Raw genomic sequence first — 13,520 nt, 5'->3', positions numbered from 1 at the left:
CATGGGTCGGTTGTTCAAGAGCACGCCGGCGGCCTTCAACGATATTCCGGAAACCGGCGTCGATGCCGGTTGGCAGGATCTGGGGCGAGGCGGATCGGTGGTATCCCGCACTGCGTTTGGTGCGGCGTGGATAATCATCTGGCGTTTCGTCAACCGCTTCCTGGGTATTATCAGTACCCTGATTCTGGCGCGCCTATTGCTTCCAGCGGATTTCGGTGTCGTCGCTCTGGCGATGTCCTTCGTGCAGGGGCTGCAACAGCTTGCCGAACTCGGTACGGAAAACGCCATCATCAGGGCCGATATGCCCGATCGGCAGTTGTACAATACCGGCTTCACTATCAATGTGTTGCGCGGGGTCGGGGTAGGTTGCGTGTTGGCCGTAATCGCCGTACCCGCGGGTGGTTTCTTCAATACACCGCACTTTACCCAGGTGGCTTTGCTGGCCGCCCTGGTCAGCGTCGTTTCCAGTTTCCAGAACATCGGGGTCGTCGATTATCGACGCTATATGGCGTTCGACCGCGAGTTTCTGTTAAAGCTTGTTCCCCGGCTATTGTCGGTGACGACGGCGGTTACGCTCGCCTTCGTATTGCGCGATTACTGGGCGCTGATCATCGCGATTCTCGTCAACGTGTGCGCCGATGTTCTGCTCAGTTATGTGATGCATCCTTATCGGCCGCGTTTTACTTTGGCCGGATGGCCGCGGATGGCTTCGTATTCGACGTTGTTGTGGCTGTCCAACATCGCCGGCCTACTGGGCACCCTCGGGACGCGTTCCACCATCACTAAAATGACCAATGTCAGCTCGCTCGGACTCTACGAGCTTGCCTCGGAAATCGCCAATCTTCCTACCACGGAGCTGACGGGGCCTTTGACCAGGGCGATGTTCTCCGGGCTTTCCGAGGTACGCAATCAGGCTGATCGCGGGGCTGGTCTGCTGCTGCGCATGATGACGACGATGAACGTGATCGTGCTGCCGATTGGCGTCGGTTTGTCGCTGGTCGCAGAGCCGACGGTCCGGCTTGCGTTCGGAGAAAAATGGCAGGGTGCGGTGCCGTTGCTGCAGATTCTCGCGCTCGGAGAAGCGATTTCGATTTTCGGGCAGATGAGCCGACAGGCCTTTGCCGTACATGGCTGGATGAAGGCGCTGCTCAAGGTTACGCTGGTGTTCGGTTTGTCGCAGATAGCGATATTGATCGTGATGATTCTGATGTTCGGAATGCCTGGAATCGCTTTGGCACTGATCGTCGGCAGTATTGCAAACGGCTTGGTCTATTTCGTCGTGACCATGTCGCGGCTGCAGATTTCGTGGCGGGTTTTGCTCTCGAGGGTGTGGCGTAGCTTCGTGGCAGCGATGCTCATGACGGCCGCGCTCAACGCAGCAGGTTTTGGCTGGTTCGATTTGCATACGACATCCAATGGGTGGCCGTTGGCATGGCAATTATGCGAGATCATAGCGTTGGGAACGGTCACATATAGTTCATCTCTCCTTGTGTTATGGTTGCTGGCAGGCAGACCGGACGGTCCTGAGAGGGAGTTGTTGAACTGCGTTCGTAGTTATATTTTCGGAAGGTTGGCTCGGCAACGCTGATATGCGAATGCGGTTCGGTTCGTGGTATTTCGGCGCAGCTGGAATGGGATTTGTCGCTAATGGCCTGCTGCTGGGGATTGGATATGGTCGCATGGGATCTTAAGTGTTTGCGAGCCTGCAAATCGCCGCAGCACGTGGGTGCTTCGTGGGTTGCCGCCCTGCTCGGATTTCTGTTGTTCACCATGAGTCCAGTCTACGCAACTTCCGAGTGGGTGCGTGTGCCGGACCTGCCGACCGCCGACGCCCCCGGCGACGTTGGTAGCTTTCTACTGCAGAATATTTCCAGGGAACGGACGAAGCGCGCGTACGTCACTTTCGGTACTGTTTTCGGTCGAGGTGCTGTGAAATCTTCCTTAGATGTTTCCGCGCATCTTGGGAACGGACGCTCGATGCCAGTGCAGATCGATGCTAAAACTCATTATGCGGACGGCTCCATACGCTTTGCGGTGATCACCGCCGCAGTTCCCCCTATCGCCCCAGCGGGATCGCTGCCGGTTGTACTGGTGGCGCATGCACCGACTGCGGCCGGTACACCTCAACCGTCTTTGATGACGGCGTTGAAGGCTCATGATCTGCGGCTGCGATTGACCTTCTACGGTGCGAATGGCGGGGTGGAATCGCATAAGGAATACGATATAAGCACCTTGTTCAGTGATGCGCAGGCGAAGGGCTTCGGCTCCTCAGCATTTTGGCGCAAGGGAGCGTTGGCTACGGAAGTGCGCGTCCAGCAACATATCGTTGGGTCGTTACGTCTGGTGATAGATCTCACGGCATTAGCCGACGGATCGCTGTCGGCTGATATTCAGTTTAATAACGATATCGCCATGTCCCCGCAGGGCGGGACGCTGCGTTACTCGGTAGGTATTTCGAGTAAAGGTAAGCTGGTTTTCGACAGTGGCAAGCTCGTGCAGCATCAGTATCAGGCCTGGCATGTGGTTTGGCGATCAGCGGGCAAGCCCCCGATCAACATCGTGCACGACGTGTCGCACCTGGCTCGTGTCGGCGCTATTCCTAACTACCAGATACGCTATGGCCTGCCGGCTGAGCTGTTGCGCCATGAACTCAAGGCCCTCCAGGCGAAGGGCTGGGGGCGGCCGCTCGCCGCCAATGGAGTGGTCCAGTACATGCCTATGACCGGTGGACGTCCGGACATCGGCCCGGTGACCGGGGCGAACGCCATATGGCTCATTACCCAGAGGCCGGTGGCTGCGGCTTATGCGCTCGGTCAGGCCGACGCCGCGGGCGCTGTACCTTGGCATTTCTATTTGCCGGGCAGGGGGCGTTATCTGACCACGCTGGATTACCCCAACTTTTGGGCCGACCCCAGAGGTGGAAGGAATTCCGGCACACAGGGGCTGACGCAGCGGTTCGGTGACGGTAAGTGGCATCCCGATGCGGCGCACGTACCCAGTCTGGCCTACGTGCCCTACCTTTTGACCGGCAGGCGCTATTATCTGGATCAGCTAAACGCCGAAGCGCTGTACGTGATTCTTGGTCAGTGGCCCGCCCCCAGGCTCGGTGGAGACGGAATACTCGTCGGATCAGGTGCTCAGGTGAGGGGGGCTGCGTGGAGCTTAAGGGAGGTTGCATATGCAGCCTATGCCAATCCATCGGATTCCTACTATGGGCGGTATTTTCGTCAGATTCTGGACAACAATATCCGCTATCTAAAGGCGCGGATTCCGCAGTGGACGCGGGAGGAAGGCGAGACTTACGGGTATGTCTTCGGGAGTTATGGTGCAGGCGCTGCGATGCCGCCGTGGCAGCAGGATTTTCTTGCCACCAGTATTGCAACGACTGCGCGCCTGGAGATACAGGGGGCGAGAGATGTATTGCTCTGGCAGATGCACTTCCTTGCGGGCAGCCTGCAAGCGCGCGGGGATTGGAACCCGCGCGACGGTATCGCTTATAACCTTGGCGTTTACAACCCTGATACCAAGGTTCGATACAAGACATGGGCAGAGGTGCGGAAGGCGACGGAGGCTATGGGGCAAGCCAATGGCAGCGGTTGGAGTCACAGCAAAGGTTACTACGGCATGTTGCGCATGGCTTCGTTGGCATCCATATATAATGTGACGGGCTCCCGCGAAGCACTCGCCGGCTATCGATGGGTCGAGAAGAGCGGTGCGCCAGGTGTTTCACGTGATGGGCGAGCTCGCCAACCCCAATACTGGATCGTGCCTCGCATCGTTGAATCAATGACATCGGGAAAAGCAAATTAGGGATGACAGGCAAAATTCTCAGCGTGCTGTCCGGGGCAGGCTTTACTTATGAAACGACGAAACTGTTGCAGCCTATTGCGACGCACTCATCATTTGTTTTTTTGACGACCGAACATGGAGGTACACCCGGCAGCGGGGAGATACCGATGGGGGAGTGCCATTTGGTGCCGAGCTTTCCTACTGTTACCAACCCTTCAAAGATAAATGCGATAAAGGCGGTATGGCGTACTTTCGTGCTGGCCCGTCGTGTAATGCGAGTTACTCAGCCGGACATGGCTGTCGTGGTGGGGTGTAGTCATGCAGTTCCAGTGTTTGTTGCGGCCCGTACGGTCGGTTTGTCGACGGTGTTCGTCGAAAGCATTACGCGTTCCGATCAGCTTTCCATGACCGGGCGTTTGGTGCGCGCTTTGAGGCTGGCCGATCTGTTTATTGTTCAGTGGCCAGAGTTGCAGCGACGCAATGTCGGAACGCAATTGGGGTCGATACTGTGATACTGGTGACGGTTGGTACTACGATGCCGTTCGATGAATTGCTGGAAGAGGTCGACCGGCTTGCGGAGTCTGGCGTGCTCGCGCAACCGCTTGTTACGCAGTACGGTCAATCAAGTTATCGCATGCGACACGGTGAACAATTTGCGGGCCGTCCCGGTCTACAGGACTTGATCGACAGGAGTTCCCTCGTTATCACTCATGGCGGATCTACGGTGATTCAACTTTTGCTGTCGAATAAGCCGTTTGTCGCGTTTCCCAATCCCCGTGGTGCTGGCGACCATCAGACGGCTTTTTTGCGTCAGGTGTCAAGTGTGGTCAATATATCATGGAGTCAGAGTGTGTGTGATCTGGAGGGATTGTACAAGAATCGTCTTCGAATGGGGGCAAGCCTGGTTGATAACAACATACCCAAGGCTTCAGTGCTAATTGATGAATTTGTGCGAATGAAATTGCAATAGGTAATGTTTTTTGATCCATAAAATGGTCTTTGTTTGGCGTCTTCAATGCATTTTCCTCACGGTATAAATGTGCTTTTTGGTTGGGCGATTTTCCGATGGGGGTGGCAAAGACGATGGCAGATGGCGTATCGATTGGCGTAGTGATCCTAAACTGGAATGACTGGAAAAATGCTGCAGACTGCGTGCGCAGCGTGTATGCGTCGACATACACGAACGTCAGGTTATTGGTCGTCGACAATGCTTCGGATGATGGTTCCGCGCGTGCGCTTCGTGATTTGTTTCCGGAACTGCGCCTATTGCAGTCGGGAGAGAATCGGGGCTGGGGCGGCGGCAACAATGATGGTTTGCGGTTGGCTTTGGGGGAAGGTTGTGACTACGTGCTTTTGCTCAACTCGGATGTGATGTTGGCCCCGGATTGTATCGAACGGCTAGTCGCAGGAGTGGTCGATGAGCCAGATGTGGCCGCAGTCGGCTGTCTTGTCCTGTCCCGCAAACGGCCGGACTGGGTCGAGTATGGAGGATCACGAGTCGATCCGGTTTCGTGGTTTTTCAATCATGTATCGTGTTGGCTTAATGAACTGCCGAGTGATGGGGGGTATGAAAGCGCGAGCGTGAAGGGTTGCGGGATGCTTGTGAAGAGACAGGCTGTAGAGAATGTGGGCTATTTCGACGAAGCATATTTCCTTAACTTCGACGAGTCGGATTGGACCGTGCGTGCGCGTGAGGCGGGTATGGAGTTGATGATCGCCCGGGATGCCCGGGTATACCATCTGGGGGCGGTGTCGTTTGGTGGGACGGACACGCCGCTGTACCGGTATTTCATCACCCGAAATATGCTGCGTTTCGCCTATTCGTATTTGACGCGTAAACAGCGCCTGCTGACGCTCAGGGTTGGTTTGTGGGAATTCAAGAACGCACTTTTCCTGATGTGGTTCCCACGATCTGCAGCGGGCATGCGGGCCCGCCTGATTTACGCGATCGTGCTGGCCTGGCGAGATTTTCTGTTCGGCCGGTACGGCGATTGTCCAACGCGCGTTCGTACTATGAACCGTAAGTTCTGCGAAGTGCTCGCCGTGTGGCGTGGATCCAGTGACAATGCCTGATTTCAACCCGCGCCTGCGGGTGTTGATGATGCCGCCTATCGCTTGGAATACCGATCACCGTCCAGGAGTGGAGCCCGACCCGTTACGTTTGTTCGAAGCATTGCGTTGTCTTGGGATCGACGTGGATGTGCTCAATCCAGGTCAACGCCCCTGGAATCCGTTTTCCGGGCACGGAACCTTCCTGCAGGCACTTGATCCGCTACGGGCGCTCAGAGTGATGCTTAAAGGGCGACATTACGACTATGTGATCAGCGTTTTTCAGGCTGGAGCCGTTCCGCTTGCGCTGCTGAGAGGCCTGTTCGGCTATCGTGTGCCGATCGGGCTGTGGGACATGAACCTGGAGCCGGATTGGCGGCTGGGGCAATGGGCCATGGGTTTCGTTGCGCCCAGGCTGCAGCTATTGCTTACGCTCACGGAGGTGCAGCGCCGCTACATTGAGCAGACCTGGGCTTCGAGTTCCACCGAGGTCATCTCGCACTATGTGGATGAGCAGTTTTACACTCCTGGCGTGCCGCCTGCGCTCGATGGCTATGCTTTGAGCGTGGGCAACGACGTCGGGCGCGATTACGCTGTGTTGCTCGATGCGTGCGGTAACGGTGGCGGTCGCGAGGTCGTTATAAGAACGAACCTTGCTTTGGACGAGGCTCCACGGCGTGTTCGCGTCGTACGTGAACGATTGCCGTATACGGAACTGCGCGAACTCTATCGTGGCGCACGGTATGTGATCGTGCCCCTGAAACCGACGCTTAACCCCAGCGGCGTAAGCGCGATCCTTGAGGCTGCCGCCATGGGCCGGCCGGCAATTGTTACCGACGTGGAGGCAAGCCGGGCGTTTGTTTGTGCGGATGAAACCGCCCTGGTTGTGCCGCAGGGCGACTCTGCAGCGTTGGCTGCAGCGATGTCGCGTCTGGATGCGGACGATGAATTGTGTCGCTCCCTGGGCGAGAATGCGCGCAGGTTGGTAGAGCGGGAATATTCTGTCGACGCTTTCGCTTCGCGGTTCGCCGCCGCGCTCCGCAATCGGCTCATGGCCGGATGAACCGTTTGTACATGACGGATTCCCGATGCCTGGAAGCGTAAGAGCCAAAGTGTCCAGCGACATGCGTTTTTGAACCGGGCGATTACGGTTTGATAGCTGGCAACACATTGTGTGAGCGAGTGACCACGTCTGTGCGTCATGAGGGCGCGGGGGATCCATGAATCCAGGAATGAGTGAGCAAGAGTGAAGGCACGTCATCTAATAACGCGACGCCGCTTGCGGCCACCATTGCTGTTCCTGCATCTTCCGAAGGCTGCCGGGACCAGCATATTCACCTTGTTGCAGGATGTCCTCCGGCCGCGAGACGTTGCTTATTATTTTGATCGAACCCAGTTTGGCGATTTTGATGACTTCGATAGTCTGTCTCAAGATATGCGCGCCGGTTTGTTGCTCGCGCCGCGGGAGATCGAACTCGATCTTGCGGCTGGTCACGTCTCGCGCACTACACTGTTATCGCTTGCCGGCGGCAGAGGAAGATTGATGACCGTTGTGCGGGAACCCATGAGCCGCCTACTGTCGCACTGGCTGTACTGGCGTGGGTATGACGATGCTAGATTGGCTCTGTATGGTGGCTGGGGACGGCGTATCGCGCTGTCGAGGGGAAGGCTGGCTGATTTTGGAGAACGGTCCGAGATCGGCAGTGCAACCGACAATCCATTGTTGCGCATGCTGTTGTGGCCGCACCCGCTTATTCCCGATGGAGGCTTCATCGACCCAAGCCATGACGAGACGCTACTGAGCGAGGCGATCAAGCACCTGTCGCACTTCGATTTTGTTGGCAGCGTTGAAAATCTTCATCTGATGTCGGCTCTGAGCGCATGGTTGAACTCGGCATATCCGCCGAGTGCGCATATTCGGCTCATGCGTCGGTTGAGTGCGCTGCTGCATGGGCAGAAGGAGGCAGCGACAGAGAGAAACGAGCAAAGGCTGACGAGCGGAATAGGTGGGCGCTGGCTGTCCGAGGAGGTCGCTAGCGCCGAACGGGTATTGCGCGAACGCACGCGTTTGGATCTCAAGCTCTGGGAGTGTGCTCAAAATACTTATGCTGCAGCTGCGTCGCCGATTTCATCGAGCGTCGCATTTTCCAATACAGTCGCGAGATACACGACTATGGCGGGCGAGGGCGCCAAGTGACGCCCGTGACGATGACGAACGAAGCTGTGATGAAAAATCATGAGCCTGGAACGACTCTGGCTATCGTGGTCCTGCATTATGGTGCTGCTGAATCCACGCTGAGGTGCGTGCGTTCGTTGTATGAGCACGTCTGTGAATCGGCTAAGGTGATCGTTGTCGATAATGGTACGCGTGATCCTGAAATTCGGTCTCTCGCGAACGATTGTGACGATCTGATCATCGTCGAGCTTAGTGAAAATAATGGTTGGGCGGGCGGCTGCAACGCCGGCATTCAGAAGGCACTGACTTTGGGGGCCGGGGCGATTTGTCTGCTCAATAACGATACGGTCGTGCCGAATGGCGCATCCGATATGGTTAAGTTGTCCCGTCGCTTTGAGCAGCTGGGCCCGTGCCTGCTTCATCCTGCCATCGACTATCTGGATTGCGATAGACCTCCTCAGCTCGATCCGTCCAAAGCGGAAACGGCGGGAAGCGCCGTGGCTGAGGGCATTTACGAAATGGATCATGCATATGGAGCTTGCCTGATTGTTCCGGCGCAGCTATTCAATATGCTCGGCCTGTTCGATGAGCGTTTCTTCCTTCAATTGGAGGAGACGGATTTTTACGAAAGGGCCAGGAAAGCCGGGTACCGTTCCTACTGCGATACGAACGTTCGCATCAAGCATGCGGAGTCTGCGGCGTTCGGAGGTTGGATGCCGCCATTGAAGCTGTACTACATCACTAGAAACACCTTGTTGTTGATAGAAAAAGGGGGCTTCGATAGACGGCTTGCCAGGCGTCGGTTGCAAACGCTATATTGGCTGCTTCGCGAGTTGCACGCGGGTGCACGCTTGAAGAGCGTTTATTCTTTTTTCGTTGTGTGGTTGATTTTTGGGGCAGGTTTTCCAAGAGCCTTTCGTCGCGGGTTCGTCGATTATTTACTGCGCCGTTTTGGACGTGCATCCCGTTCTATTGAAACGATGAAAATTTAGTTGATGGGGCATTGTACGGCCTGCGGCGGTTCGTTCGCGCCTCTGGGCTTTTCGCATAGCAGCGGGTTTTCACTGAAATGAAGCGAAGGTTTCCTGCTCGGCATGCTGCCAGTCCGGCATGGGTGCCGCGAATGAGTCGCTGAGTTCGCATGCTCTATCGGCTGCGTCATTACCACGATGCCTGGCTGCTTCGCGCAACACAGCGGCGATTAAGTGAGCTCGATGTCCGACTGTGGGCGTGTGACGGCGGCATCACGGTGCTTTCGATGGTATCTACCACCGATGTGCATATGTATCTGCTCGCGGTCACTTCGTTCGCTGCTCGCTGTCCCGTGGGGCGCGTTTGCGTGCTCGACGACGGTAGTTTGAAACCTCGGGATCGTGCGATGATCGAACAGCGGATTCCCTTTGTCGAATGGTTGGATATCGATGCTTTTCGAAATGTACGGTTGCCCCGCGGAGGGTGCTGGGAGCGCTTGCATGCGCAGGTCGCGCTGGCTCGTCATGATTACGTTATACAGCTCGATGCTGACACGCTGAGCACCGCAGCCCTCGACGAGGTCGTTGCCGCCGTGGGCGAAGAACGTCCGTTTCTACTGGGAACCCGTCAGGGACATATGATCGGCTCGGCGCGGGCCGCGGCGGCTTGGGCCAAGCGCGAGCTGGAGGCCGGTGATGAACATGTCCAGACGCTGGCGGAAACCGCGTTGTCAACGCTCGACGGAACTGGTCGTTTGCGCTACGTTCGCGGTTGTGCCGCGTTCTCCGGTCTGCCGCCAAGTCGAATCGACTTGGAGACTCTCTATACTTGGTCGTCGAGGTTTGCTGAAGTGCTTGGCGGGCGTTGGACGGAGTGGGGGACGGAGCAGTTCATGAGCTGTCTGCTGATCAGTAATCTGGAAGACTCGCAAGTCTTGCCCCATCCCAAGTATTCGACCTGTCCGGAAGCTCCGGGCGTCGATCACGCGTTTGTGCATTTCTCCGGCTATTGTCGTTACCGGGCGGGGACGTACAGGATGCTTTCGCGGCGCCTCATCGCACAGTTGGAGCAGCGACGTGATGCCGTGATTGGCTCGGGCTGACGGGGCTTGCTTATGTTGCTGTCGCTCGTCGTTATTCTCGGGTGTGCCGTCGCGCTGTTTCTATGGGGATGGCACTTCCCCGATCCTTCGCCATTGATTCGGCTGCTGTTGCCGGCTAAACGCCGCTGGCCAGAAGTGCAGATACGCGGTTGGTTAACAGCAGGACGCATTCCAGAGGGATTCAGGCGCTTCTTCGAGCGTGATCCTGAGCGTCGGGTGCCGCCCGTTCCGGGGCTGATCGCACCGGCTGATGGTCTTGTGACCTCCGCGCAGGTGCGCGATGCTACGCGCTACGTGGTTATTGCGCTGAGCTTCTGGGACGTACACGTGCAGCGTAGCCCATGTGACGGGGTGGTCGAGTCGATCGAAGACTCCGGTGACACTTACATGGATGGTGAGGGGAGGGATTTCGCCTTCCTGCGTGAGAAGGTATGTCCGGTGCAGAAACGAATCATCATTCGCATGCAGCGCGGCGTGGTGGCGGTGCGCCTGATCACGAGTCTATCGGCCCGCCGTCTCCAGGTCTGGGTGTCGCCGGGCGATGAAGTGACGCGCGGGCAAAGGCTCGGCCGGATCCTGCTTGGCAGCACGGTAGTGTTAGAGATGCCGCAGGCCTGGGATTATGCGCTGAATGAACGGCAGCGCGTCTGGGCGGGAGAGACGCCGGTGGAAACAAGGGGGGTGGGGAAGGCGCATGAATATCGAGCTGGCGTCGGCGGTCATTTTTGAGACGACGGTGTGCGTACTCGTGGCGGATTATGTGTGGCGTGTGAGCCGTTTGCGGGCCGTCATCGTGGCGCTAGGCAGCGCTGTTGCGTGGCTGATCGCTGTTTGGATGACCGTGGCAGGTATGGCGAGTTGAGGGCCGGATGTATTCGGTATACCGTAGCCAGAACCCGCGTTTTTGAATGCCGTTCTAAATACAAGCAAAGATGACGTTGCGTGTCGCCGGAAGTGGGCTGGCAAGGTGGAGGAGCCGTTGGCTGATCGGATTTTGATGGTGGCCTACCACTTCCCCCCCTGCGGTGAAGTCAGCGGCACGCTGCGTACCCTGTCGATGGTACGCGGCCTGCGTTCGCTTGGATGGGATCCAATTATTCTCGCGCCACGTCTGGCGAGCTATATGAGCTTGGATAACACCTTGGCATCGCCAGACGAGTTCGGCGACCGCGTGTTCCGGTCTTTCGCCATTGATGCAAGGCAGCATTTAGGAGTGGGTGGACGTTACCCCGAGTGGTTGGCGCAGCCGGATCGTTGGGCTAGCTGGCGCTTGAGCGCCGTGCCGCTAGGTCTCAGACTGATTAGGCGCTATCGCCCGAAGGCGATCTGGTCAACCTATCCGATCGCAACTGCCCATCTGATTGCGGCGGCGCTTAACCGCCGCTCGCGGTTGCCATGGATCGCCGATTTTCGCGATCCGATGTTGACGGGCACGGATGACATCGGGCGGATGACGCGCGCCTCGCGTGAACGCCTCGAACGGCGTGTGGTGAGTAAGGCCGATGCCTGTGTATTCGTGACCCGTAGCGCCATGCGGGCCTATGAAGAGAGGTATGGGGTAGTCGATCATGGTCTCTTCGAGGTCATTCCTAATGGTTTCGACGAGGATGTCGTTGGTGCGCGATTGGCTCGCGATCGTTTGGGGTATCTAGGCGCGACGAGGCGGGTGGGGCCGCTCAGACTGCTCCACAGCGGGGCACTTTATGCCAATGGACGCAGTCCCGAGCCACTGTTCCGTGCGCTTGCAGCCTTGCGCCAGCGAGGCGAGATTTCGTCTGCCAATTTGCACGTGGTGTTGCGCGGTAGTGGTCCAGAGGCGGTGCGGGCGAGTTATGTGGCTATGCTGGAGCATTACGGTATTGCCGATCTGGTCGAACTTGTGCCGGCGTTCGAGCGCAGTGCGGCACTGCGCGAGCAGCTTTCCGCGGATGGCCTGTTGTTGCTGCAAGGATCGCAGTTCAACGTGCAGATTCCAGCGAAGGTTTATGAGTATTTGGCGATTGGAAAGCCGATTTTTGCCTTGACCGACCCAGCGGGCGAAACGGCTCGACTGCTTGAATCGGGGGAGGGCGGTACTGTGGCGGATATCGGTGACGCCGCGCAGACAGAAAAGCGTTTGCTTGAATTCATACGCGAGGTTGAAGCGGGAAGTTTCGTTCCACTGGCTGGGGGGGAACTGCAGCGCCATGTGCGTAGTGCAGGTGCCGCAAGCCTCGTGCAACTGCTCAATAGGGTTGTCAGGGAACCGTGAGGGGGAATCAGCGCACGCAGCCGCTGCACAATTGTGGAGGGTGTCGGATGAGGGCATCATCGTCGCAGCAGGAGCCGTTATGCCGCCGCTGAAGGTCGATCTGGTCGTCGCGGCCCGGCCTAATTACATGAAGGTGGGGCCACTTTATCGTGTGTTGCGCGACACCGCGTGGTGCGAACCGCGGCTGGTTGATGCTGGTCAGCATTACGATCGGAACCTGTCCGAGGTGTTCAGGCAGGCGTTCGACCTGCCGCCGCCTGAAATTGCCTTGGTCGTAGGCAGCGCTTCACATGGCGAACAGACAGCGAGAGTCATGTCAGCCTATGAGCGCGTCTGTCTGAATATGCCGCCAGATTGGATAGTGGTGGTGGGCGACGTAAACGCGACGATGGCAGCGGCTCTGGTTGGAGCCAAGCTGCATATTCCGGTGGCGCATCTTGAGGCAGGGTTGCGCAGCCGTGATCGCACGATGCCGGAAGAAATCAACCGCATCGTGACCGATGCCGTGTCCGACTTGCTTTGGACGCCGTCGACCGATGCGACCGAAAATCTGCTGGCGGAAAATGTTCCCGCAAGCCGTATCGACTTCGTCGGCAACGTCATGATCGATGCATACCGTCTCCTCAAGGATCGGATAGATGCCGACGGCACGCGCCGCAGGCTCGGTTTGCATGCGGGAGAGTACGCTGTGGCAACGCTGCACCGTCCCTCGAATGTTGACGAGCCGCAGCGCCTCGCCGCGCTGGTCGATGCGTTGAACGAACTGTCCCGCCGCATGCGACTGGTCTTTCCGCTGCATCCGAGAACTTTCCAGCAGCTGCAGGATCGAGAACTGCTTCCCCTGCTGCAGGCGAATCCGGACGTGCTGCTGACAGAGCCTCTGGCCTATATTCCATTCATGAACGTGCTGCAGGATGCGGCGCTTGTCGTCACCGACTCGGGTGGGTTGCAGGAGGAAACGACTTATCTCGGCATCCCATGTCTGACTCTCCGGGAAAACACCGAGCGGCCGATTACAGTCTCGGCTGGTACTAATCGGCTGATCAGCATCGCAGAGCTGCCCAGTGCTGTCGATGCCGTATTGCGGACCGGGCGGAGGGTAGTTATCCCTCCTGCACTATGGGATGGCCATGCTGCGAACCGCATCGCATCGAGTTTGAAGGAGCATGCTTCGCGTTGAT

13 protein-coding genes are annotated in these 13,520 nt (G+C 57.6%); all 13 read left to right on the top strand.

Annotated elements, in window-relative coordinates:
- Position 1 precedes the first annotated feature (1 nt).
- Positions 2–1,588, top strand: a complete 1,587-nt coding sequence (locus tag P8014_RS06920; RefSeq protein WP_337816581.1) for a lipopolysaccharide biosynthesis protein — start codon at positions 2–4, stop codon at positions 1,586–1,588.
- An 83-nt stretch (positions 1,589–1,671) separates the two neighbouring features.
- Positions 1,672–3,810, top strand: a complete 2,139-nt coding sequence (locus P8014_RS06915) for a hypothetical protein (protein ID WP_337816580.1) — start codon at positions 1,672–1,674, stop codon at positions 3,808–3,810.
- A gap of 2 nt (positions 3,811–3,812) precedes the next feature.
- Entirely contained in the window at positions 3,813–4,301 is a 489-nt protein-coding gene (locus P8014_RS06910) for a hypothetical protein (protein WP_337816579.1), read from the top strand.
- Between the two features lie 23 nt (positions 4,302–4,324).
- Positions 4,325–4,759 carry a glycosyltransferase gene (locus P8014_RS06905; protein WP_337816578.1) on the top strand — a complete coding sequence of 145 codons (435 nt, stop codon included), beginning with the start codon at positions 4,325–4,327 and terminating at the stop codon, positions 4,757–4,759.
- 113 nt (positions 4,760–4,872) lie between these two features.
- Positions 4,873–5,862 (top strand): glycosyltransferase family 2 protein, encoded by a 990-nt coding sequence (locus P8014_RS06900; RefSeq protein WP_337816577.1) that lies wholly within the window; start codon positions 4,873–4,875, stop codon positions 5,860–5,862.
- Complete coding sequence (locus P8014_RS06895) at positions 5,855–6,901, top strand: glycosyltransferase family 4 protein (RefSeq protein ID WP_337816576.1); 1,047 nt, start codon at positions 5,855–5,857, stop codon at positions 6,899–6,901. The genes P8014_RS06900 and P8014_RS06895 overlap by 8 nt, the downstream gene beginning before the upstream one ends.
- 183 nt (positions 6,902–7,084) lie before the next feature.
- On the top strand, positions 7,085–8,035 hold the full coding sequence (locus tag P8014_RS06890; RefSeq protein ID WP_337816575.1) for a hypothetical protein: 951 nt from the start codon (positions 7,085–7,087) through the stop codon (positions 8,033–8,035).
- 11 nt (positions 8,036–8,046) lie between these two features.
- Positions 8,047–9,006 carry a glycosyltransferase family 2 protein gene (locus P8014_RS06885; protein ID WP_337816600.1) on the top strand — a complete coding sequence of 320 codons (960 nt, stop codon included), beginning with the start codon at positions 8,047–8,049 and terminating at the stop codon, positions 9,004–9,006.
- Between the two features lie 149 nt (positions 9,007–9,155).
- Positions 9,156–10,088 carry a hypothetical protein gene (locus tag P8014_RS06880; RefSeq protein ID WP_337816574.1) on the top strand — a complete coding sequence of 311 codons (933 nt, stop codon included), beginning with the start codon at positions 9,156–9,158 and terminating at the stop codon, positions 10,086–10,088.
- 12 nt (positions 10,089–10,100) lie between these two features.
- Positions 10,101–10,817, top strand: a complete 717-nt coding sequence (locus P8014_RS06875) for a phosphatidylserine decarboxylase (RefSeq protein WP_337816573.1) — start codon at positions 10,101–10,103, stop codon at positions 10,815–10,817.
- Positions 10,783–10,950 (top strand): hypothetical protein, encoded by a 168-nt coding sequence (locus P8014_RS06870; protein ID WP_337816572.1) that lies wholly within the window; start codon positions 10,783–10,785, stop codon positions 10,948–10,950. The genes P8014_RS06875 and P8014_RS06870 overlap by 35 nt, the downstream gene beginning before the upstream one ends.
- A gap of 117 nt (positions 10,951–11,067) precedes the next feature.
- Entirely contained in the window at positions 11,068–12,339 is a 1,272-nt protein-coding gene (locus P8014_RS06865; protein WP_337816571.1) for a glycosyltransferase, read from the top strand.
- Between the two features lie 79 nt (positions 12,340–12,418).
- Positions 12,419–13,519: a UDP-N-acetylglucosamine 2-epimerase (non-hydrolyzing) gene (gene wecB / locus P8014_RS06860; protein ID WP_337816570.1), complete on the top strand. Its 1,101-nt coding sequence runs from the start codon at positions 12,419–12,421 to the stop codon at positions 13,517–13,519.
- Position 13,520: the final 1 nt, after the last annotated feature.

The organism is Acidihalobacter sp. (genome assembly GCF_037381185.1).
Lineage (GTDB): Bacteria > Pseudomonadota > Gammaproteobacteria > DSM-5130 > Acidihalobacteraceae > Acidihalobacter_A.
The sequence above is the reverse complement of the archived record's forward strand: the minus strand, read 5'-3'. Positions and strand labels throughout refer to the sequence as shown.